Annotated in this window: 24 protein-coding genes; 7 read left to right on the forward strand and 17 right to left on the reverse strand. The window is 37.5% G+C overall.

All coding sequences use genetic code 11. The annotated features are described in order from the left end of the window. Window positions 1-157: 157 nt before the first annotated feature. Window positions 158-1,534 (forward strand): MATE family efflux transporter, encoded by a 1,377-nt coding sequence (locus MLD65_RS04795; RefSeq protein WP_243290743.1) that lies wholly within the window; start codon window positions 158-160, stop codon window positions 1,532-1,534. Between the two features lie 136 nt (window positions 1,535-1,670). Here the strand turns inward: MLD65_RS04795 and bshB2 are convergent, their stop codons facing one another. The 5 genes from bshB2 to rarD form a co-directional block, all read right to left on the reverse strand. Further along, entirely contained in the window at window positions 1,671-2,321 is a 651-nt protein-coding gene (gene bshB2, locus MLD65_RS04800; protein ID WP_243290744.1) for a bacillithiol biosynthesis deacetylase BshB2, read from the reverse strand. Between the two features lie 14 nt (window positions 2,322-2,335). Then, the gene (locus MLD65_RS04805; RefSeq protein WP_243290745.1) at window positions 2,336-2,686 is read right to left on the reverse strand and encodes a YojF family protein; all 351 of its coding nucleotides are present in this window, start codon (window positions 2,684-2,686) and stop codon (window positions 2,336-2,338) included. 17 nt (window positions 2,687-2,703) lie between these two features. Continuing rightward, a complete protein-coding gene (locus tag MLD65_RS04810) occupies window positions 2,704-2,970 on the reverse strand; it encodes a hypothetical protein (protein ID WP_243290746.1) in 267 nt (88 codons plus the stop codon). A 269-nt stretch (window positions 2,971-3,239) separates the two neighbouring features. Next, window positions 3,240-3,500, reverse strand: a complete 261-nt coding sequence (locus MLD65_RS04815; RefSeq protein ID WP_243290747.1) for a metal-sensitive transcriptional regulator — start codon at window positions 3,498-3,500, stop codon at window positions 3,240-3,242. An 11-nt stretch (window positions 3,501-3,511) separates the two neighbouring features. Beyond that, the gene (rarD, locus tag MLD65_RS04820) at window positions 3,512-4,432 is read right to left on the reverse strand and encodes an EamA family transporter RarD (RefSeq protein ID WP_243290748.1); all 921 of its coding nucleotides are present in this window, start codon (window positions 4,430-4,432) and stop codon (window positions 3,512-3,514) included. A 108-nt stretch (window positions 4,433-4,540) separates the two neighbouring features. Between rarD and MLD65_RS04825 the strand changes: the two genes are divergently transcribed. Further along, a complete protein-coding gene (locus MLD65_RS04825; protein WP_243290749.1) occupies window positions 4,541-4,990 on the forward strand; it encodes a spore gernimation protein GerT in 450 nt (149 codons plus the stop codon). A 42-nt stretch (window positions 4,991-5,032) separates the two neighbouring features. On the opposite strand, the gene MLD65_RS04830 is transcribed toward MLD65_RS04825, so the two are convergent. Together MLD65_RS04830 and MLD65_RS04835 are read right to left on the reverse strand one after the other, a co-directional pair. Beyond that, entirely contained in the window at window positions 5,033-5,296 is a 264-nt protein-coding gene (locus MLD65_RS04830; RefSeq protein WP_243290750.1) for a hypothetical protein, read from the reverse strand. A 167-nt stretch (window positions 5,297-5,463) separates the two neighbouring features. Further along, window positions 5,464-5,775: a winged helix-turn-helix transcriptional regulator gene (locus tag MLD65_RS04835; protein ID WP_243290888.1), complete on the reverse strand. Its 312-nt coding sequence runs from the start codon at window positions 5,773-5,775 to the stop codon at window positions 5,464-5,466. A 184-nt stretch (window positions 5,776-5,959) separates the two neighbouring features. Here MLD65_RS04835 and MLD65_RS04840 point away from each other — a divergent pair, with 184 nt between their 5' ends. After that, window positions 5,960-6,547 carry a nitroreductase family protein gene (locus MLD65_RS04840; RefSeq protein ID WP_481748493.1) on the forward strand — a complete coding sequence of 196 codons (588 nt, stop codon included), beginning with the start codon at window positions 5,960-5,962 and terminating at the stop codon, window positions 6,545-6,547. A 95-nt stretch (window positions 6,548-6,642) separates the two neighbouring features. Here the strand turns inward: MLD65_RS04840 and MLD65_RS04845 are convergent, their stop codons facing one another. From MLD65_RS04845 to MLD65_RS04875, 7 genes are all read right to left on the reverse strand, one after another. Continuing rightward, window positions 6,643-7,482 (reverse strand): YitT family protein, encoded by an 840-nt coding sequence (locus MLD65_RS04845; RefSeq protein WP_243290752.1) that lies wholly within the window; start codon window positions 7,480-7,482, stop codon window positions 6,643-6,645. A 249-nt stretch (window positions 7,483-7,731) separates the two neighbouring features. After that, entirely contained in the window at window positions 7,732-8,931 is a 1,200-nt protein-coding gene (locus MLD65_RS04850; RefSeq protein WP_243290753.1) for a CaiB/BaiF CoA transferase family protein, read from the reverse strand. A 73-nt stretch (window positions 8,932-9,004) separates the two neighbouring features. Continuing rightward, complete coding sequence (locus tag MLD65_RS04855; protein ID WP_243290754.1) at window positions 9,005-9,775, reverse strand: 3-hydroxyacyl-CoA dehydrogenase; 771 nt, start codon at window positions 9,773-9,775, stop codon at window positions 9,005-9,007. Between the two features lie 121 nt (window positions 9,776-9,896). Further along, entirely contained in the window at window positions 9,897-11,423 is a 1,527-nt protein-coding gene (locus tag MLD65_RS04860; RefSeq protein ID WP_243290755.1) for a long-chain-fatty-acid--CoA ligase, read from the reverse strand. Between the two features lie 339 nt (window positions 11,424-11,762). Further along, window positions 11,763-13,835: a sigma-54-dependent Fis family transcriptional regulator gene (locus MLD65_RS04865; protein ID WP_243290756.1), complete on the reverse strand. Its 2,073-nt coding sequence runs from the start codon at window positions 13,833-13,835 to the stop codon at window positions 11,763-11,765. A gap of 260 nt (window positions 13,836-14,095) precedes the next feature. Then, the gene (locus tag MLD65_RS04870) at window positions 14,096-15,319 is read right to left on the reverse strand and encodes an MFS transporter (protein WP_243290757.1); all 1,224 of its coding nucleotides are present in this window, start codon (window positions 15,317-15,319) and stop codon (window positions 14,096-14,098) included. Between the two features lie 273 nt (window positions 15,320-15,592). After that, window positions 15,593-16,981: a S41 family peptidase gene (locus MLD65_RS04875; RefSeq protein WP_481748494.1), complete on the reverse strand. Its 1,389-nt coding sequence runs from the start codon at window positions 16,979-16,981 to the stop codon at window positions 15,593-15,595. A gap of 220 nt (window positions 16,982-17,201) precedes the next feature. On the opposite strand from MLD65_RS04875, the gene MLD65_RS04880 reads away from it, so the two are divergent. The 3 genes from MLD65_RS04880 to MLD65_RS04890 all read left to right on the forward strand — a co-directional run bounded on the left by MLD65_RS04880 (window position 17,202) and on the right by MLD65_RS04890 (window position 18,645). Next, the gene (locus tag MLD65_RS04880; protein ID WP_243290759.1) at window positions 17,202-17,483 is read left to right on the forward strand and encodes a hypothetical protein; all 282 of its coding nucleotides are present in this window, start codon (window positions 17,202-17,204) and stop codon (window positions 17,481-17,483) included. Between the two features lie 116 nt (window positions 17,484-17,599). Next, on the forward strand, window positions 17,600-18,304 hold the full coding sequence (locus MLD65_RS04885; protein WP_243290760.1) for a class I SAM-dependent methyltransferase: 705 nt from the start codon (window positions 17,600-17,602) through the stop codon (window positions 18,302-18,304). A 77-nt stretch (window positions 18,305-18,381) separates the two neighbouring features. Beyond that, the gene (locus tag MLD65_RS04890; RefSeq protein WP_243290761.1) at window positions 18,382-18,645 is read left to right on the forward strand and encodes a hypothetical protein; all 264 of its coding nucleotides are present in this window, start codon (window positions 18,382-18,384) and stop codon (window positions 18,643-18,645) included. Window positions 18,646-18,744: 99 nt separating this feature from the next. On the opposite strand, the gene MLD65_RS04895 is transcribed toward MLD65_RS04890, so the two are convergent. Further along, window positions 18,745-19,539, reverse strand: a complete 795-nt coding sequence (locus MLD65_RS04895) for a M15 family metallopeptidase (RefSeq protein ID WP_243290762.1) — start codon at window positions 19,537-19,539, stop codon at window positions 18,745-18,747. Between the two features lie 104 nt (window positions 19,540-19,643). Continuing rightward, a complete protein-coding gene (deoD, locus tag MLD65_RS04900) occupies window positions 19,644-20,348 on the reverse strand; it encodes a purine-nucleoside phosphorylase (protein ID WP_243290763.1) in 705 nt (234 codons plus the stop codon). A 201-nt stretch (window positions 20,349-20,549) separates the two neighbouring features. Here deoD and MLD65_RS04905 point away from each other — a divergent pair, with 201 nt between their 5' ends. Beyond that, on the forward strand, window positions 20,550-20,693 hold the full coding sequence (locus MLD65_RS04905) for a hypothetical protein (protein WP_243290764.1): 144 nt from the start codon (window positions 20,550-20,552) through the stop codon (window positions 20,691-20,693). Window positions 20,694-20,829: 136 nt separating this feature from the next. On the opposite strand, the gene MLD65_RS04910 is transcribed toward MLD65_RS04905, so the two are convergent. Then, entirely contained in the window at window positions 20,830-21,141 is a 312-nt protein-coding gene (locus tag MLD65_RS04910) for a YodL domain-containing protein (RefSeq protein ID WP_279325967.1), read from the reverse strand. Between the last annotated feature and the right edge of the window lie 20 nt (window positions 21,142-21,161).

Consider the following 21,161-nt stretch of genomic DNA (forward strand, 5'->3'; position numbering starts at 1 on the left):
CTATGTTTTTATAAAATTCTACATTAACTCTTTTTCACCTCCCATTTTTTCCTACTTTTTTCGTCATACGAAATAGTTTTAGCGAATGAAAAAATTGTCATTTGTGCTGTTTTTATATATAATTCTTTCGAATGCACATAGGAATTGAGGTTATAACATGCAGCAAACAACGACGATTCATCGTAAATTAAAACAGTTTATGATCATTTTAGTTCCCATTTTCATTACACAAATTAGTCTATATTCGATGAATTTTTTTGACACGATGATGTCTGGAAAAATTGGGGCAAATGATTTGGCAGGGGTTGCGATCGGCTCTAGTTTATGGGTACCAATTTATACAGGATTAAGCGGGATACTGCTAGCTATAACCCCGATTGTTGCCCAATTAATTGGGTCTAAAAAAGAGCGTGAAGTCTCACATTCTGTTCTCCAAGGATTGTATTTATCTGTTGCCGTTTCGCTCGTCATATTATTAATTGGCGCATTAACCATTGACCTTGTCTTAGAGTCAATGAGTCTAACAAATGAAGTACGCCATATCGCAAAAGGTTACTTAGTTGCTTTATCCATCGGGATATTCCCGCTATTTTCCAACACTGTTTTTCGAAGCTTTACTGACGCACTAGGTCAAACGCGTGTAACGATGATTATTACATTGACTGCCTTACCTGTTAATATTATTTTTAATTACATCTTTATTTTTGGTGCATTTGGTGTTCCACAGTTTGGAGGTATTGGGGCAGGCATTGCATCCACGATCACTTATTGGTTTATTTTCGGCTTATCGTTTTGGATTATTAAAAACCAAGTGCCCTTTTCGAAGTATTTCATTTTTGACACATTACATCCGATCTCGTTATCGAAATGGAAAGAAATATTAAGGATTGGGGTTCCGATTGGTTTATCCATCTTTTTTGAAACAAGCATCTTTGCAGCCGTAACCTTGTTAATGAGTGACTACGATACGATTACAATCGCATCTCATCAAGCTGCATTGAACTTCGCTTCGATGCTTTATATGCTCCCATTAAGTATTTCGATGGCGTTAACAATCGTTGTCGGATTTGAAGTTGGAGCAAAACGATTAAAAGATGCGAAACAGTACAGTATGATCGGTGTTACCGTTGCTGTCGTTTTGTCCATTTTTTCTGCAGCGATCATTTATTTCTTGCGGATACCGATCGCAAAATTATATACAGAAGAATTAGCGGTTATAACATTAACACAGCAATTTCTCTTATACGCGATCTTTTTCCAGTTATCGGATGCTATTCAAGCACCGATTCAAGGAGCATTAAGAGGGTATAAAGATGTCAATGTCACATTTATTATGTCACTCATTTCTTATTGGGTAATCGGGTTACCGGTAGGATATGTTTTAGCCAAATTTTCATCATTTGGTCCCTTCGGCTATTGGATTGGCTTAATTGCAGGGTTAGCTGCAGGGGCTAGTTGTTTATCGATTCGGCTGTTCGTTGTACAAAAGAAGTTTCTAAAAAAAGGAAGATGCAACGTAAAAGGGGCTGTCTAAAACGTTCCTTTTAGGGGGGAAAATACGCCAAAATGAAGACCGAAAGAATGCTGTAAAGTCAACAATCTTTCGGTCTATCTTTTTAGAATTCGGGACGTATTTACTGATTTTCGGACAGCCTTTTTTCAAGGAAGATTTAGTCTTTAAAAGGATATGTCCAAAACGCTTCTTTTTCTAACATTGATTGAAGTTGCTCATTATGATCGATATTTTGTACGAGCCAAAACGTTTGCGATTTATGTGCTTTAATTGCCTCTAGCTTTTGATCAGCCACCTCTTTAATATCAATGACAACATCGGGCTCACCAATATGTTCGAATCGATCGTTTGAAAAGGCTAAACAGTACACAATTGGACGCTCTGATTTTTGCATACGGCCGACTGCTCGAATTACCGCAGCCCCACATGCGTCATGGTCTGGATGAACGGAATAACCAGGGTAAAATGTTACAACATGCGTAGGGTTCACATCCCGAATGATCTCTTCAAAATGCGAAGCTAACTTTTCATCATCTTCAAATTCGATCGTTTTATCTCGATAGCCGAGCATTCTTAACTCATTAAGATCGAGAATTTCCGCTACGTCTTCCAGTTCTTTTTGACGAATATTACGCAATGTTTCACGATTGGCGATAACAGGGTTCCCCATATTTCTCCCCATTTCTCCAAGGGTGCAACATACATATGTAACAGGTATATTAGCCTTTCGCTTTAATGCAATAAACCCAGCTGTCCCAAACGCTTCATCGTCAGGATGCGGTAATATGACGAGTAGTCGTTCATCCATTTATGATCACTCCTTTATTCCGGAAATGGTGTTTCACTTATTTGTAAAGCGATGGCTAATTTGCCTTCATGATCGTAACCTGCAAGCAATAATCGATTTTCTTCATCAAAAGTAAAGTCTGTTACTCCTTCAGCATAAACCCAGCCATTTTCTATCTTTAGTCCAATGCGGTATGGTCCGTTCCCTTTTATTTTCGCTTGCGAATATTTCACTTTCGCATTTCGTATAAACGCAACAACTGTCAAACTCTTTTCGTTAAAATGGGCCGAATAAGCTCCAGTTGTCGTTTCTAAATGAACGTAAACGTCTTTATTGACGAAACGGTCAAGCAATGCTTGAACTTCACTTTCGTTTATCTTCTTCATTGTTGACCCTCCCTCCTTTATTTTTTTAATAGCGGTTCAATTACGTTTTTATGTACTTGAATGAGCTGGAGTTTTTCTGACTCTGAGAGGTCAGCTTGTAAAATTCGATCTAATGCCGATATGAATTTATGTTCAGGCTTTTTGCGAAGCCGTGGATGTGTCATTTCATCCAACATTTCCATTTGAATAGCTTTTATTAATGTCTTTTCAGCACTCTCTTCAACACGTAACGTACGATTAGACCAAAGTTTTCGGTACGATTCAAGTAAATGAACATAATCCATACTTGTTATCTCCTTTGTATTTTATACCGTTTACGACAATTAGTAAAAAGATATGCAAGGAACATAGGCTAAAGTAGCATACAAACTATACCATTTCAACAGGAGAAAAAGGAAACACGGGTGTGCGAATGAGTCGATCTTGACTTATCGTACGGATGAAATGGGAAGTTTGTTAGCTGCTAACGACCGGAGCTAGACGCAACCAACGAGGAACAAAGTCGTCCATAAGCTTTCCTAAACAACTAAAAAGGAGCAAACATTGCTCCCCTTTAACGACTTTTCACAAGTAAATTCACTGCTTCCTCCACGATTTGACTCGTCTCTTCTCCTTTTTCGATTTGCTCTCGTACACATTTTTCTAGGTTAGCACTGACAACAACACCAATTGTGCGGTCAAGCGCATTTCGAGCAGCAGACATTTGTGTCACAAGCTCTCTGCAGTCTTTCCCTTCTTCCATCAGCTTCAAAATACCTCTCAATTGCCCTTCGATTCGTTTCACTCGGTTTTTCATTTGTTGCGTATATTCCATATAAATCTCCTTTACATCTCTATAGTTTTACGGTTTTTTATTTTCAATTTATTCATCAAGGTCTGCTGACTAAATGTAAATATAATTATACCACACCATATAAACGAAAACGTAATGAGATCAACAAGTGTAAATGGCTCATGATACAAAAACACGCCAATAAAAAAGGTCATTGTCGGGGTAATGAATTGTAAGATTCCAACCATAAATAATGGTATTTTTGAAGCCCCCATCGCAAAAAGCAATAACGGAATGGCCGTAGCAATCCCTCCCCCCATTAGCAACAATGTTGTTTTCGTATCTCCTATAAAAAATGCACTTTGGTCATGTAATTGTAAATATAAAACATATAGTATTCCAATAGGAAGTACAAGGAGTGTCTCCAATGTTAAACTAAACGAGGCTTTTAGCTTAATAACCTTCTTTGTCAAACCGTAAAAACCAAATGTTAAAGCTAAAATAAGCGAAACCCACGGAATTTGTCCATATTCAACAGCGGATACGAACACACCGATTCCCGCTAAAACAAATGCTAATTGTTGTCCTTTATTCATCTTCTCGTTAAAAAAGATACGTCCTAAAAATACACTAACAATCGGATTAATATAATACCCTAAACTTGTTTCTAAAACGCGCTCATGATTGACAGCCCAGATGAATACAAACCAGTTTAAACTAATTAAAACAGAGGATAAAATGAAGTTTAAAAATAATTTCGGTTGCTTCACCATTTCAAGAAGCTGCTTTAAAAGCGGAAATATTTGCTTTTGTACAAAGATTAATATAATCATAAAACAAAAGGACCATATGATCCGATGAGCTAATATTTCTTCTGATTGTACATGTTCGACCATCTTCCAATATAATGGAAAAGTCCCCCACATGATAAAAGCGAGTGCCATATAGATCGAGCCCTGTTTTTCTTCCTGCATGATTCACACCTCATTTTCCGATAAAAATAGACGAACGATTCAACCAAAACGTACATATATTACATTGAAATGTGACGGTTACGATGGTCAAAAAGGAAGTGATCTCCTTTGTTTCCTTGGGATAAATCAAAAGCGCCTTTTAATATGAATGAATTGTTAAAAAATATGAATCCGAAAGATGTTGAAAATTATGTAAATGATGTGATGTCGCAAGTGTTTGGTGAAAGTTTCCCACCTCAATTCCCTTACGCCCCCCCTTTTGAAGCAAAAAGTCGTGAAAAAAAGAAAAACAACGATGCAGAAGTATATGAAACAAATAAATACGTTTTTGTTAAAGTTCCATATAATAAAAATGAGCAGCCAAAAATAAAAATACAACATACAAGCCATGTTCTTTATTTACTTCATTATCCGAACGATCATGAAAAAAAGAAAATCATGCTTCCATCTCCTGTTAATAGAAAAGGAACAAAAGCGTATATCCATGATGACCTGTTAGAAATTCAATTCATAAAAAAAGATGACAATGATTATACGGAAATCGACCTTTTTCCGTAAAAAACTACCTACAAAAAATGCAGGTAGTTTTTTCTATTCACCTTAATATGGAACACCCGGACCATCATAAGGACCTCCACCAGGGCCACCGTATGGACCGCCACCGTAAGGACCTCCATAATATGGACCTCCAGTATACGGATAAGGTGGGTAAGGTGGATACGGTGGATAAGGGTAGTAGTAAGGTGGACGCGGCCTGAATACAGCCGTTCCTAAAAGACCTCCTAAAAACCCTCCAATAAACGGAAAACCGATTGGAAACGGTCGAAACGGACCGATAGGGTTACGTATATGCCTAGGATACATGTTAACACCCTTTCATTTTTCACTCATTAAAAGGGTATTCACCTAGAAGTAAAAAGGAGTGGGCATTTGTCCATAAAAACAAAATATATTAGCGATTAGCTTAAAATTCAATGTGTAAACAAGTTAGATTTTTGACTTTTTTCGTTCAGAGGATACTATATTCCCTATTAGCTGTCGGATAAATATTTCTTCGCCCAATTTCCCACTTCATTCATGACGATTTCTAGAGACCTGCCTTTTTCTGTTAATACATATTCAATTCTAACAGGTGTTTCTGGATACACTTTTCTCTCAACAATAAAATGATCTTCCAATTCTTTCAAACGATCGGCAAGCATTTTTTGACTAATTCCAGGGATACTTTCAGTAAGATCTTTAAATCGTTTTGGCCCTGTCAATAACACATGGATAATGAGGCCATTCCATCTTTTTCCTAATAGACAAAATGCGCGCTCAATATTTGGACAAAGTTTTTCCATATCCAAATCAACCTCCCATGCAAAATTCTTGACTATCATCCTAATAACATGAATAATATTTACGTAGCAACTTACAAAAAGTGAGTCTGTTTATTAATTACATTATATAATGGAATGGAAATTATCACAACTTGGAGGTATTGTTATGTCAACAAAAGTAGTAGAAAAAAATCTCATTCAACTAATGGAGGAGCGCACATCGATCCGCCAATACGATCCTTCTGTTAAAATGACGGAAGATGAAGTAAAAGAATTACTTGACATTACGACGAAAGCACCGTCTGCATGGAATTTACAACATTGGCATTTTGTTGTTTTCCATCATGACGAAGCTAAAAAACGTCTTCATCCAATTGCCTACAATCAAAGCCAAATTTTAGATTCTTCCGTTGTCATTGGCATATTAGGTGATCTAGAAGCGAATAAAAACATAGAAACCGTATACGGTCCATTAGTTGAACAAGGTTTTATAAAGGAAGAAATAAAAGAAACCATCGCGGGACAAATTCAAGGTGCCTATCAAAATAAACAATACGCGCGGGATGCTGCATTTTCTAACGCATCATTAGCAGCTATGCAGCTGATGCTTGCTGCAAAAGCAAAAGGATATGATACATGTGCAATCGGCGGGTTTAACAGTGAGCTGTTTGTAAAAGAATTTAATATTAGTGAGCGTTATGTACCCGTTATGTTAATATCTGTTGGAAAGGCATTAAAACCAGCTCATAAAAGCAATCGTTTAGCTGTCGAAGACGTTTCAACTTGGGTATAAGAACAAAATCGACAAAATTTCAAATATACAATAGTATGACTATACTTAAAAAAAGAGAGTAACGAATTCTAGGTTACTCTCTTTTAAACGTTTCTTCAAGCAGACTCTTTTTTAAATCCGCCACCAAAAGCACCGCGAACATCATGGATGACAACAAAGGCATCCGGGTCTATTTCATTTACAAGTTTGCGAATCGCTAAAACTTCTTGCTGATTGACAACTGCGTATAATACGTCTTTATTGTTTTTAGAATACCCGCCATATCCTTTAAAAACCGTCACACCTCGAGAAATATTCTGATTAATGTTTTTTAAAATTAAATCTGGTCTGTCAGAAATAATCGTAACCGCTTTTCTTGCATCTAATCCTTGTAAAATGAAATCCATTACTTTTACACCGACGAATACGGCTACAAGTGTATACATAGCTTTTTCTTGGCCGATGACAAACAAAGAACCGCCAATGACCATTAAATCAAAAACAAAAATGCCTTTCGCAATACTCCAGCCTAAATACTCTTTTGCCATTTGCGCTAATATCGATGATCCCCCAGAGGTGCCACCCGCTCGGAAAATTAGCCCTAATCCTATTCCGACGAAAATCCCTGCATAAAGCGCTGCTAATAACGTATCGACGTGAATAGGATTTCCAAAATCCTTCGTCAAATATAAGAATCCTGATGAGAAAATGACACATAATAGTGTGTAATACATCGTCTTTTTATCTAAATACCGATATCCAACGAGCATCAAAATTCCATTCAAAATAAAGTTGACTAGTCCTGGTGACCAGTCAAACAAATAATGAAGAACGACCGTAATCCCGATCACGCCACCTTCTGACAGCTTATTCGGAATGGCAAAATAATTAATACCTAAAGCAAAAATTAAGGAGCCAACAATAATGAATACATGTTGACGGAGATGTGTTATCATGAAAACCCTTCCTTTCTTCCTTAATAACGATACGGAAAAAACTTCATTTATTTGGACAACCAGAGATATTATAGCGTTTGTTTCCTTTTTTATAAAGAATCTTCACTTCATCAAGAGATATTTACAAAGATTAGCATAATAAAAAAGCTAGAGTCAGTGCCACTCTAGCTTTTTCATCATTTCATATACGATATTCCTGCATTGAATCGTAACGTTAAAATTACTTCACTTTATAATACAGTTTGAAGTCTAATGATGATTGATTTTTGGTTCTAACTGTCCTATAACCTCATTTTCTATTAAAGCCCGGATTTCAACCTCATTTAGTCCTGCTTTCAGAAGGATCTCCTCCGTGTCAGCTCCCCTTTTTCCTCCGACAAATTTATATTCAGGTTCAAATGCTGTAGATTTGATCGGACTTGCAATTTGTTTTTGAGTTGTTCCATTTCCTTTTGGTACATCGACAATCATTTTTCGCGCTATGAGTTGTTCGTGCTGACAAGCTTCAGAGAAGGAAAGGACCGGCTCGACACACGCGTCTACATCCGCAAAAATGTCGATCCACTCATGAAATGTTTTTTCAAGAAATTTTTTCTGTACAGCCTCTTTAAATAAACGGACATCCGCTTCTTTCATACTTGCAGCCTTGTCTATTATATGCGTGAGCCCTAGCGTTTTACAAAGCTGTTTTTGAAAATGTGGTTCAAGGCTTCCTACAGAAAAATAACGACCATCTTTCGTTTCATAGTAGTCATAAAATGTCGCACCATTTAGTGCTGTTTCTTCAGGTTTCGGCTCTATCCCACAGGCTAGGTATGCCGGACCGAACATGGCATTTAATGCAAATGAACTATCTGTCATGCTAATATCAACATATTGTCCTTCACCAGTATTTTGGCGATGAATGACTGCCGCTAAAATCGCAATAACCGCATGCAAGGAACCTCCGGCCATATCCGCTATTTGAATGCCCATTGGAACAGGGCGTTCATTCTTTCGAGCAGAATATCCTGCAACTCCGGCAATCGATAAATAATTGTTATCATGTCCTGGCCGATTACGATACGGACCTGTTTGGCCATAACCTGACAGTGAACAATAAATGACCTTAGGGTTCACTTCTTTTAAAACTTCATAATCTAAACCGAGCCGTTCCATAACACCTGGGCGGAATTGTTCCAAAATGATATCATATTCTTGAACAAGACGTTTAATAAGGTCTACAGCTTCTTGTTTTTTCAAATCCAAACTAATCGACTTTTTTGAACGGTTAAGATGTTGATGAACAGCTGAATCTTCCCCATCAATGGGCGGAAGCTCCCTTATATAATCACGTAAGTTCGGTGATTCTACTCTTAAGATTTCAGCCCCCATGTCAGCGAGCATCATCGTTGCGTAAGGACCCGGTAGCAATTTTGAAAAATCTAATATTTTCATAGATTGTAACATATTATCATCACCTTTTCATTTCATATTTATTTGAAGGGAATTAAGAGAACCTATCTTCCCTATCCACACACATTTATTTCGGCTGCATACGAATCGCTCCATCTAATCGAATCGTTTCTCCATTTAACATTGGATTTGTAACAATACTTTCCACTAACTGTGCATACTCACTTGGCACTCCTAATCGTGATGGGAATGGGACCATTTCACCTAAGGCAACGCGGGCTTCCTTGGAGAGTGTTTGAAATAATGGCGTTTCAAATAAACCTGGCGCAATCGTCATAACACGAATGCCATCTCTAGCAAATTCTCTCGCAATCGGCATTGTCATTGAAACAATTCCACCTTTTGAAGCGCTGTAAGCAGCTTGACCAATTTGACCTTCGAATGCTGCAACCGATGCAGTTGAGATGATAACGCCGCGTTCACCATGTTCATTTGGTTCGTTTTTAAGCATTTTCTCTGCCGCAAGTCTAATGACATTAAACGTTCCAACAAGGTTAACTTGAATGACTTTATTAAAATCTTCTAAGTTTTGTGGCTTTCCCTTTTTTAACACTTTTTGAGCTGTTCCGATTCCTGCACAGTTCACAACAGCGTGAATAGCAAAAAATTTATCAACCGCTTGATTTAAAGCATCTTGCACATCTTGTTCTGAAGCAACATTAGTTTTGACAAAATGCACATGTTCTTGTCCCAATTTTCCGACCAGCTCAGCACCTTTTTCTTCATTTAAGTCAAGGATGACCGCTTTCCCGCCATTTTTAACGACATGAATAACAGTCGCCTCACCTAAACCTGAACTACCTCCTGTTACAGCAAAAACACTATTTTTTAATTCCATTTTATTTCCTCCTTGTATTAACCAATTAGCTTTAAAATGCGAAAAATATATCATTGAAAATTTCTCAGATCTCACTTTAGGAGGTCCTATCCAACCGCGCATTGTTTGTGTAACTTATTTTTTAGGCCTTTACTCGAAACTGTTCTCGTAACTTGTATTTTTGAATTTTCCCAGATGTATTTCTAGGTAGCTCATCAACAAAAATGACTTTACGCGGGATTTTATATCCTGCAAGCCGGCTTCTGCAAAAAGATTCGATCTCTTTTTCTGATATTGTTTTGCCTAATTTACTTACGATAACGGAAGTAACGACCTCTCCCCATTCCGGATCAGGTGTTCCTATTACGGCTACCTCTTGAATATCCGGATGTTCATACAAAACATTTTCTACCTCGATAGAATATACATTTTCGCCCCCAGAGATCACCATATCTTTACTCCGATCTACAAGCGTGATGTAACCGTCTTCGTCTTTAACAGCTAAATCCCCTGTATAAAGCCATTCATTTCGAAAAGTCTTCTCCGTTTCTTTTGGTTTCTTGTAGTATTCTTTCATAATTGTTTCTCCGCGCAATATCATTTCACCGACTATTCCGGGTGGAACGTCCTTTCCATCTTCATCAACGATTTTAACTTCCGTAAATAAGAGTGGATTTTTCCCGGATTTACCGAGCTTTATTTTATGATCCTCCGGTGTTAAATAAATTCCTGATGGCCCTCCTTCCGTTAAACCGCATAAATTGTAAAATTGATCAGTTTGAAACAGATCCATACTTTGCTTCACAAGTTCTGGTGCCATTGGTGCTGCCCCATAACCGCATCGTTTAACAGATGAAAAATCATACTTTTTCACATCCGATACTTGCAATAAATAGTTGTACATCGTCGGAACGCCAAAGAAAAGGGTGATTCGTTCCTTTTCGATCGATTTCGCCACTTCTACTGGATTAAATTCCTGATGAATGACATGACTTGTTCCAAGGAAAAAACCTGGAATAAGAAAAATGCACAACTGAGCGATATGAAAGAGTGGAGCAACGTGCAGAAATTTGTCCTGCGGCTGAAGACCTAACATGCCGGTAACACCGATCACGATTTTTACAACTCGTTCATGGTCAAAAACTGCACCTTTCGGCTGACCTGTCGTACCGGATGTATACATAATATGAAGGTCATCACTTCCTTTTACTTCAACTCCCGGTTCATTTTCATTTAAAGATAATACATCATTGAATGGAAGGTGCTCTTGTACGATTGGATTTAAAACTGTGATGACTTGACGAATAGATGAGACTTTCTGCTTCGCTTCAAAAACCAATTGATCTAACTCTTCATCACAGACGACGATGACACTATCAGACTGATCTAAAATATAACAGACTTCTCGGGTAACAAGACGAAAGTTAACGGGAACGATTACAGCACCAATTTTAGCTGCGGCAAAATAAGAAATTGCAAAGTAATCGGAATTTTTTAACATCAAAGCGATTTTTTCGCCCTTTTTTAATCCTAATTTAAGTAAACCGTTGGCGAATTGATTTACTTTTTTATTAAACTGTTCGTACGAATACTGTCTTTCATTAAATGTTAGTGCCATCTTTTCAGGATGTCTGCGTGCATTTAGTGCTAAATAGCTACCAATGTTCATATTATCAACCTCCCCTTTTTCCGTGTACGATTCGATTAAACAATCGACTTCAATAAACGTTATGCAATTTCAATGCCAAGGCTCAACATGTTCGTTTTATTTTGAAATCACAATTCTTGTTTCACATAGTTGAATGATTTTCGTACACTTAAAACCCAGGTTGTTCAGAATATTTACAACAATATAAATGACCGCCAAAAAAATTAATTGACGGTCTTTTTAATAAAGTGAAGCTTCATTCAGAAGGGGCTTACTCCCATAAAAGAAGACCTTTTCATCACTATTGGTGAAGCTTTTCTTCATGTTTGGGTACCCTTTAAGAGTTGAATAAAGCCTTTTTTATATGTTTGAAAGCTCATATTTTTTTAATTTATCGTATAAAACCGAGCGACTGATTCCTAGTAGTTTTGCGGCTCGGCTTTTATTTCCATTCGTTTCCTTTAATGCGTGGAAAATAGCCTCTTGTTCTGCTTTTTCCATCATCGAAAATCTTTGATCATCCTTCTCATGATGATGGTCTTCATGATTGACTTTTTTTATCACATAATCAGGTAAATCTTCCAGTTGAATTTTCCCATGGTCGGCAAATATCATCGCCCGCTCCAAAACATTTTTCAGTTCGCGGACATTTCCAGGCCAGTCATACTCCATCATGACACTTTGAGCGACAGGATCGATTCCTGTTATACTTGTTCCGTTTATATTGTTTAGATCCTTGATGATTCCTTCACTTAATAGAAAGATATCTGATCGTCTTTTTCTTAAAGGTGGAATTTCAAATGAGATGACATTTAAGCGATAAAATAAATCTTCACGAAAATCACCAGTCTCGACCATTTCTTCAAGCGGTCGATTCGTTGCTGAAATAATTCTTACATCGACGTGAACTCTCTCTGAACCTCCAACACGATAAAACTCTCTTTCCTGCAAAACTCTTAGCAGTTTTGCTTGCATTTGCATCGACATATCCCCTACTTCATCAAGGAATAATGTTCCCCCATGAGCAAGATCAAATTTACCCACTTTGCCTTTTTGTTTCGCCCCGGTGAATGCACCCTCCTCATAGCCAAAAAATTCAGATTCAAGTAAATGTTCCGGTATCGCTGCGCAATTTACTGTTATAAAGGGACCACTTTTTCGGGAACTCGTGCTATGTATGGCATGGGCAAAAAGCTCTTTCCCCGTTCCGCTTTCACCGCGAATTAATATCGTCGAACGACCCTTTGCGGCTTTAATACCGCTGCGAATCAATTTTTCCATTTGCTGATCTTTTGTAATAATCTCATCAAACGTAAATCGCGATGACTCAGAGTTTTTACTTCGCGTTGGAATGTGCTGGCCTCGTTTATTTTCAAGTCTTCTAAAACGTTCACGAACTTCATGAAGCTGCCTGAAAACAATTTTACCAATCGCTCCGATAATTCGATCCCCTTGATAAACAGGAATTCGATGGGCCATATAATGAATCCCCTTAATTTCCATAAAGTCACTAATGTCTGCCACACCTGTTTTTACAACTTTCGGTAATTCCAATTGAGGAAGAACGGTATCAATCGATGCGTCCGTTACCCTTTGTCCATCCAAATCAAAAAGTTCAATGACTGAAGGGCTCATAAAAATAATTTGTTTTTTATCATTGATCATCACGAGACCGTCAAACGAATTATGGATGACTGTTTGCAAAATACTTTTAAAGTTCTTCACAGTTTCTAGCTCTTGTGCCATATTTTCAAGTTCCGAAATATTTTGAAACAACGCGATAAAACCTTCCTGGCCGCTTGATCTTTTCGTTATTCGAACAATAAAATGATGATCGCCAATCTTGATTCGACGGTGAACTTCTTTCTCTAAAAGGTTGATTGTAAGATCTGGTAAGATCCTTTGGATTTGTATATGGAGAAGGTCTTCCCTAGACTTGTCCATCATCTCGGTTAGTTTATCGTTTACGAACAAGATTTTCCCCTTAGAACTTGTAATTAAAGCCCCAAGTTGAGAAGTATGAAGGATCGTTTCTAGCTGTTCTTTATACGATTGGCTCTTTTCTAAAAAAGTCATAACGAGATCTGTTTTTGTAATGAGTCCAATTGGCTTTCCTTTAGAATTTGTTACAATTCCCGTACCCACTTCACTTTCTTGTACTAATTTTTCTAACTCTTCAAAGCTTACGTCCTCTCGAACCGTCTCAACATCTTTTCTAATAAAATGATCAATCGGAGTACTTAGTTCTTTCCCCATTAAGACCATTTGATAGAGAGCACTCCGAGTAAATACACCGATTAATACGCCTGAGCAATCTGTAACGGGAACCGTGTTCCACTTAGATGTTTTCATGAACTCGATCGCTTCATGTAGTGTATCATTAGGTTGAAGACATTTTTCGACAGGAGTTATAATATCTTTTATTAAAGCCATGAAAAGCCACGCCCTTTTATTCAAAATAATTAATTTTATTATGTATCGAAATATTCCGACAGTCAAATGCTGTATTATCCCTTTGTTCGAATAGTCCATAGAATAATAGTCATTGTGACATTTAGAATCAGATAGCTTTATCTTAGTCTTATAAATTGAAGTGAAAACGAACCATCGACGAGGTCTTTTCAATGACTGTAAATGGTTCATACTCTCACTACTATCTATATCCGTTCCTACATCTACTGTCATTTCCCCGATTACTCATTCCCTGTCAATTCCTGCACTTTCACATCACTTGGCAAGAAGGTTGAAATGATTCCGATTAACGGAAGGATACTTGAGACAATCATCACAAATTTAATGCTGAAAAGATCCGCTAATATTCCGAACAGAACAGCTCCAATTGCCCCCATACCAAACGCTAGGCCAACAATCAAACCGGAAACCATGCCCACTTTATTCGGCATCAACTCTTGAGCATATACAACTGATACGCTGAAGCTTGTCATTAAGATAAAGCCAATTAAAAAGATAATAGGAATTACCCACGATAGCGGAACGTGAGGCAAGGCGATTGTTAGCGGAGCAGTACCGAGCATTGAAAACATCATAATATTTCTTCTCCCGTACCTATCTGCTAATGGGCCGCCGAAGAAGGTGCCTAGCACACCTGCTACCATAAAGATGAATAAATAAAGTTGTGCTTTTGAAATCGATAAGCCGTAGCCTTCTATCAAATAAAATTGATAAAAATTTGAAATTCCTGCCACATACCATGAACGGCCAAAAACGAAAAACACTAATAAAACAATCGCGATTTTTATGTTTCTGTGCAATGGTTTTAACGTCATTTTCCCTTTCGCTTTTTTCTTGTTCGAAATCGTCGCTACCATTTGCTGTTTGTACCATTTGGAGACAAAAAATAGCAGCATGATGCCTACTAAAGTTAAAGCGGTAAATGATAATGCTCCTTTTTGACCTAACGGAACAAAGATGAATGCCGTAAAGATAGGTGCCATCGCCTGACCTGTATTTCCACCTACTTGATAAATGGATTGCGCCAACCCTCGCTTATTCCCTGCCGCCATGTACGCAACCCTTGAACCTTCTGGGTGGAAAACCGCTGAGCCTAAGCCGATAAAAAGAACCGATAATAAAATAAATACAAAGTGACCAGATAAGGCAAAGCCAATTAAACCGAGCATGCTTAAAAACATCCCGAACGGCAACAAAAAGGGCGTCGATCGCTTATCTGCATAATAGCCAAATAGCGGTTGCATAACTGATGACGTCATATTCAGGACAAAAGCAATCCAGCCGATTTGCGCATAAGACAAGCTTAACGATTTTTCAATAATCGGAAACATTGCCGGCACAACTGCTTGGATCGAATCGTTAATAAAATGACCTGTACTAATAGCAAACAACACGCCATAAACTGTTGATAACTCCGTCTTTCGTTCTTTCAAAGCAACTGCCATCTTTTAACTCTCACTTTCTACCAAATTAGTATGTCTCTATTATACAAAAAGTTTGAAAAATCACTACTAATATGTTTCAGTACCCGAAAAAGCATTTGATGACGTATGATGATTTTATTAGAAAAGAAGGCAAAAAGGCTGACCTTCCATCGAATCAAATGACGGAAGTCAGCCTTTATTTTTGTATCGGAAATTATCTATTTCTCTAACCTGTAGACAACTTTGGTTGCGTCTAGCTCCGGGCGTTTGCGAACGCCGTGTGCTTTTGTTCTTTTAAGACGCCATCTCCTCTTTTAACACGTCGATTGCCTTTTTCATTTGTGTATCATTTTCGACAATTTTTTCTCGAACAAGGTTCATTAACGTTGTCGTTGTTTCCCCTGTAATGATTCCTGTTTTGTTGAGTCCATGATCTTGTTGGAACGATTGCACTTTGTTTGCTTCTTTTTCATCTAAAAATCCGTCCGCATTCACTTCATACCCAACCGCAATGAGCATTTCCTCTGCTGTTTTAACATCTGTTGAGGAATCTCCTTGCTTAATGGACACTTTCGGATCTAAATATGAAATATTCGCATACTCTGGCAAAGAAACTTCATGCTGTGGTTGTAGCCCTTTTTCATGAATCCACTGACCAGACGGTGTGAGCCATTTTGCAATCGTATATTTTATGGATGTTCCATCATTAAATTCCTGTGCATTTTGCACAGTTCCTTTCCCAAATGTAGTTTCCCCTACAACAGGAATGTTCGCCGACTCATGAAGTGCCGCTGCCATAATCTCTGCTGCACTTGCCGTCCCATTATCCGTAATGACAACGACCGGAACATCGACCATCGCACGGTTTTCAGCTTTATACGTTTCTACATTTCCATCATTGTCTTTAACTTGTAAAATTGTTTTTCCCTTATCGACAAACATATCAGTCATCGCAATAGCTTGATCCATTAAACCACCAGGGTTTTGTCTTAAGTCAAGCACGATACCTTTAACCTTCTCTTTATCAAACTCCATTAATGCATCTGCAAGCTCTTGACCTGTATTTTCTGAAAATCTTGTAATTTGAATCGTTCCGATCTTCTCATCTGTCATTTCCGAATAAACGGTATGGAGCGGAATCGTGTCACGGATAATGGCCACATCCATCGTGCCTATCCCTTCACGTTCAATCGTTAATTTCACTTCAGATCCTTTTTCACCACGTATTAACATGACGGCTTCGTTAGCAGACATTCCTTCAATACTTTCTCCATCCACTTTTAAAATTTTATCTTCAGGTTTTAAGCCTGCTTTCTCAGCTGGGGAACCCTTTATTGGGGAGACAATCATAATCTTTCCATTTTGTTCTGTTACTTCTGCCCCAATTCCTTCAAAACTGGAAGAGATCGCTTCTTGGAATCCTTTCGCCTCATCGATGTCCATATATGTTGTATAAGGGTCATCTAACGACTTAACCATTCCTTGAATGGCTCCCTCAACGAGCTTTTCTTTATCTACTTCTTCAACATATTGATTGTCTAAAAGCTTATATACTTCATGAAGCTTCTCAAAGCTTGCTTCTGTCCCAAGCGCTTTCGGTGTCAGTTGAAAAACAGCAGTTGAAAGTCCAATACTTAAGACGACGATTAGAATGATTCCAATGATAATATTTCTCTTTTTTATGTACAAAGTAACACCACCTTCTATTACATGTATACATTATGTCTGACATCACTACGAACGTCAAGAACAAAAGCGGAAGAGCCTTGATTACCGCCAATTTTCACCGATTCCTTTATAGTCCATATGGCTCAAATTGAAATAAAATGGATGGAATTATTGGAAAACACTTGTATTTTTTCTTAATATTTTGTAAATTTAATATTACAAGGATGTAAAGAAGGTGAACGACATGGTTATGAACGAATTTATGGATCAAAACGAATTAAAGCTTATTCATTTCTCTTTCCAGCTCACCTCTGAAATTAAGCAAAAAATACAATCAAAAATCTTTTATTACCAAAACCAAATTGAAAAGTATGCGATGAAACGCATTCATTTATTTATCTCCACTTTACCATTAAAGCCTGCTTTAAAAACCGTTTATTATAATCAACTTCTTCAGCTCGTTACGAACAGATTGAAGCAACTTCTTCATCAACATAATGTCCTCAAATGTATGTAACAACGAAACGTGTTTTTCCAAAACTGGAGAAACACGCTTTTTATTTTTTCAACCTAAACACTTATTTTAAATCGTGCATATGTTATAGAAATAATGAATAGGAAGGAACCATTTTTATGACATCTCCATATTTGAATATGTTAGCATCTCTTGGAGTAGGTGGCGCACATCCCGGGGGATTAGCCGTAACAAAACAATTGATTGATTATATAAATTTGAAAAATAATGTCAAAATGATTGATATCGGTTGTGGCACTGGACAAACCGTACAATATCTCCACAATCATGGGTTTACTGTCGTGGGCATTGACGCTAACAATGAAATGATTACACGAGCAAGAAAGCGCTTTACAGATGAAGATCCTATTTTGTTGTATCAAATGGACATTGAAAACTTAAAGCAATTAAATCAATCGTTTCAGTTTGCCTTATGTGAGTCTGTTTTAAGTTTTACAAATCTTTCTCATTCTTTGGAAGCAATTTATCATGTTTTAGAAGAGTGTGGCACGTTAGTTGCGATCGAAATGGTGATGACGAAACCATTGACCGATAAAGAAAAAAAGGAATTACAGTCATTTTATGGATTCCAACATTTTTACACACGAGAAGAGTGGATAGCTTTTTTTCAAAAGGAAAAGTATCACGTGATGGATGTCATTCATCCAGACGAATGGATAATAGAAGAAACGGAACCGATGACCGAGTTTGATTTATCCGGCACCGTTCAAGAAGAACATTTTGAATTATTATCAAAGCATGAACAATTAACAAAAAAATATGAAGACAAACTAAATTACGCTATTTTTATTTGTAAAAAGTAGAATATGGACATTTGTACAAACATCCCTCCCGAAAAGGACATAGTCTAACAATGAATAGATGGTAAGGAGGGGGAAAAATGTCTTCAAATATATATGAATTATGCTGTCGCTACCGTGGTCAACATGTCCGAATTTGGGATAAACGTGGCAGTGTCTACTCAGGTCGTATTGTCAATGTGACACGTAGTAAAGTATATATTCAACCGATGATCAAAAGAGGCCCAAGGGGCTTTGGTATCGGCTATTACGGTGGCTATTATGGCGGCTACTACGGAGCACCGATTGCTATTGGACTCGCCTTTATTGCTGGAATCGCATTAGGTGGATTATTTTTTTGGTAAGAGCAAAAGGGGATCTCATAAGTCGATTTTATCGGCTTATGAGATCCCCCTGTTGCATGTTAAATACGTTGAAAATTTTCACCTTATTGGAAAGCATATTTATATTTTTTTTACTTTTCCGAAATATTCTTCAAGCGTTAAATCATTTTCAAATAACACTTTCGCTACTTTTTCCCCTACATATCGAATATGCCACGGTTCGTATTGATACAATGTAATATCTTCTTTTCCTTTCGGATAACGTATGATAAAACCAAATTCGTGTGCGTGTTCTTTTAACCAGATGCCCTCTTTCGTTTCGCCAAATTGCTCTGTAATTTGATAGCCAACACTCTCGCTTGATACATCAATCGTCAAACCAGTTTGATGTTCACTTTGACCTGGCTGAGCAACGGCTTGAATCGCATGCTCTTCTCCTTTTTGTTCCACTTCATTGTTGAACAGGGATACTTGATATTCATACGGGCGAAATGCAGATACCCCGTAAAGAATAATTCCTTCTTCCTTTGCCGTTTCAAACATTCCTTCTAATGCCTCTGCTGCCTCTTTTCGCATATAACGCTTTGGAATGTCTAAATCACCGAAAGAGAACGGAACATTCGGCATTGTTAAGTCTTCAGGCGTATAATTGGATGGTAGCGAATATTCCTTATTTACAAGTACTAATATATTATCAGGATTTTGGATCACTGCTTTGCCATCAACTAGTTCCACTTCGTTAAAAAAATGTGATTCGAGAACAAAGTCTGGGTCAGCTTTCTTTTCTTCCTCTTTGACAACCGAATCATTCCCTTTATTTTCTATGGATTCTCCCGGATCGTTCTCATTATTTGTGAATGAACACCCTGTTAAAAACATTAATGCTGTGAACAAACCTAAAAAGGCTTTTTTCATGGTCCTTTCCCACCTTAAATCAAATTATTACAAGTATACGTTTCATCATTTTTATTATAAACGGAGGACATGGAAGCCTCCCATGCCCTTTTTTCACCATTTCCTTATTCTTTTAACGCTGATTCCAAAGCAATTTCAATCATTTCGTTAAAAGTTGTTTGCCTTTCTTCAGCCGTTGTTTCTTCACCTGTTAACACATGATCACTAACGGTTAATACAGAAAGTGCTTTACGACCATATTTGGCTGCTAACGTATAAAGTGCAGCTGTTTCCATTTCGATCGCTAAAATTCCGTATTGTGCCCATTTTTCAAGTTCGGCATTATCATTATAAAACATATCGGCCGTAAAGACATTTCCAACTTTTACATCAATATTGTGTTTTTTGGCAGCATCATAGGCGTTCTTTAATAATTCAAAGTTTGCACTTGGTGCGTAGTCAACCCCACCGAATGTTAATCGATTCATTTGCGAATCAGTAGATGCAGACATCGCTAAAATGACATCGCGAACGTTTACATCCTTTTGGATAGCTCCACATGAACCAACGCGGATTAATGTTTGCACATCGTATTCACGCATTAATTCATTAATATAAATCGAAATAGACGGCACACCCATTCCTGTTCCTTGAACAGAAATACGCTTGCCTTTATATGTACCTGTAAACCCTAACATACCACGCACTTCATTATAGCACGTAATATCATTTAAAAAAGTCTCGGCAATATATTTTGCACGAAGTGGATCCCCTGGAAGTAAAACGATATCAGCAATATCCCCTTTTTTTGCACCAATATGTACGCTCATATAATATCCTCCTTATGAAAATTACTAGCACAACAATAGTATCATAACTCAATCTAATGATAAATAATCTCCTCTATTACGTTCTTGTTACAAAACGATTTACACGTGAACATTTTTACATTTACTGAAAAAGTCGTATGAATTCTCTTTGTAACACACATGCTATCAAAAGAAACAACCATGTGATAAGGAGGCCGAAAAATGGGGAAAAAGCATCGAAATCGAGTAAACGCACCGAAAAAAAACAATCATATTCCGAAAGCTGATATAATCGCAGAACATGAAGCGCATGATAAAGAATATTCTGCAAATAAACGAAAAAATGGTCCTGGGCATCGATTATAACGAAACCTTCAACCATACAATGTATTTGAACAAAAGTGCTTATCGCTTTTCTTTTTGTCGATTAGAATACAGAAACAAAAAAGCATATAAACAAACCGTTTATCTCACATCTTAATTGTTAAGATAGACGGTTTGTTTATCGTACGTGAATACGATTAACTTTTACCCATCCGCCAGATTGAAGCTGATAATACGTTTGTCCTCTCTTCCCTTCGTCAATTAAGATGATATCTCCTGTTGCGACATATCTCGCCTCATAATCTGGAGGCATCGTATCAGGTATATTAAACTTCCGAAAAGTTTTGTCTAATGCATCTTCGTGGCTTTTAGCTGGAACGAGTAAACGATAAACGGCTTTATAGCCTTTGTCATCCCCATACTTAGGGGTTTGAAAAAGAGTAATATCGAATTCCGTTACGTTACTTTTAAAGTTAAACAGAGATACCATCAATCTCCCCCCATCGCCTT

The sequence above is a fragment of the Bacillus sp. FJAT-47783 genome, from assembly GCF_022808615.1.
Lineage (GTDB): Bacteria > Bacillota > Bacilli > Bacillales > Aeribacillaceae > Bacillus_BZ.

Coding starts and splice junctions, on each gene's coding strand:
- MLD65_RS04795 (WP_243290743.1), top strand. CDS start 158: ATGCAGCAAACAACGACGATTCATCGTAAATTAAAACAGTTTATGATC.
- bshB2 (WP_243290744.1), bottom strand. CDS start 2,321: ATGGATGAACGACTACTCGTCATATTACCGCATCCTGACGATGAAGCG.
- MLD65_RS04805 (WP_243290745.1), bottom strand. CDS start 2,686: ATGAAGAAGATAAACGAAAGTGAAGTTCAAGCATTGCTTGACCGTTTC.
- MLD65_RS04810 (WP_243290746.1), bottom strand. CDS start 2,970: ATGGATTATGTTCATTTACTTGAATCGTACCGAAAACTTTGGTCTAAT.
- MLD65_RS04815 (WP_243290747.1), bottom strand. CDS start 3,500: ATGGAATATACGCAACAAATGAAAAACCGAGTGAAACGAATCGAAGGG.
- rarD (WP_243290748.1), bottom strand. CDS start 4,432: ATGCAGGAAGAAAAACAGGGCTCGATCTATATGGCACTCGCTTTTATC.
- MLD65_RS04830 (WP_243290750.1), bottom strand. CDS start 5,296: ATGTATCCTAGGCATATACGTAACCCTATCGGTCCGTTTCGACCGTTT.
- MLD65_RS04835 (WP_243290888.1), bottom strand. CDS start 5,775: ATGGAAAAACTTTGTCCAAATATTGAGCGCGCATTTTGTCTATTAGGA.
- MLD65_RS04840 (WP_481748493.1), top strand. CDS start 5,960: ATGGAGGAGCGCACATCGATCCGCCAATACGATCCTTCTGTTAAAATG.
- MLD65_RS04845 (WP_243290752.1), bottom strand. CDS start 7,482: ATGATAACACATCTCCGTCAACATGTATTCATTATTGTTGGCTCCTTA.
- MLD65_RS04850 (WP_243290753.1), bottom strand. CDS start 8,931: ATGTTACAATCTATGAAAATATTAGATTTTTCAAAATTGCTACCGGGT.
- MLD65_RS04855 (WP_243290754.1), bottom strand. CDS start 9,775: ATGGAATTAAAAAATAGTGTTTTTGCTGTAACAGGAGGTAGTTCAGGT.
- MLD65_RS04860 (WP_243290755.1), bottom strand. CDS start 11,423: ATGAACATTGGTAGCTATTTAGCACTAAATGCACGCAGACATCCTGAA.
- MLD65_RS04865 (WP_243290756.1), bottom strand. CDS start 13,835: ATGGCTTTAATAAAAGATATTATAACTCCTGTCGAAAAATGTCTTCAA.
- MLD65_RS04870 (WP_243290757.1), bottom strand. CDS start 15,319: ATGGCAGTTGCTTTGAAAGAACGAAAGACGGAGTTATCAACAGTTTAT.
- MLD65_RS04885 (WP_243290760.1), top strand. CDS start 17,600: ATGACATCTCCATATTTGAATATGTTAGCATCTCTTGGAGTAGGTGGC.
- MLD65_RS04890 (WP_243290761.1), top strand. CDS start 18,382: ATGTCTTCAAATATATATGAATTATGCTGTCGCTACCGTGGTCAACAT.
- MLD65_RS04895 (WP_243290762.1), bottom strand. CDS start 19,539: ATGAAAAAAGCCTTTTTAGGTTTGTTCACAGCATTAATGTTTTTAACA.
- deoD (WP_243290763.1), bottom strand. CDS start 20,348: ATGAGCGTACATATTGGTGCAAAAAAAGGGGATATTGCTGATATCGTT.
- MLD65_RS04905 (WP_243290764.1), top strand. CDS start 20,550: ATGGGGAAAAAGCATCGAAATCGAGTAAACGCACCGAAAAAAAACAAT.
- MLD65_RS04910 (WP_279325967.1), bottom strand. CDS start 21,141: ATGGTATCTCTGTTTAACTTTAAAAGTAACGTAACGGAATTCGATATT.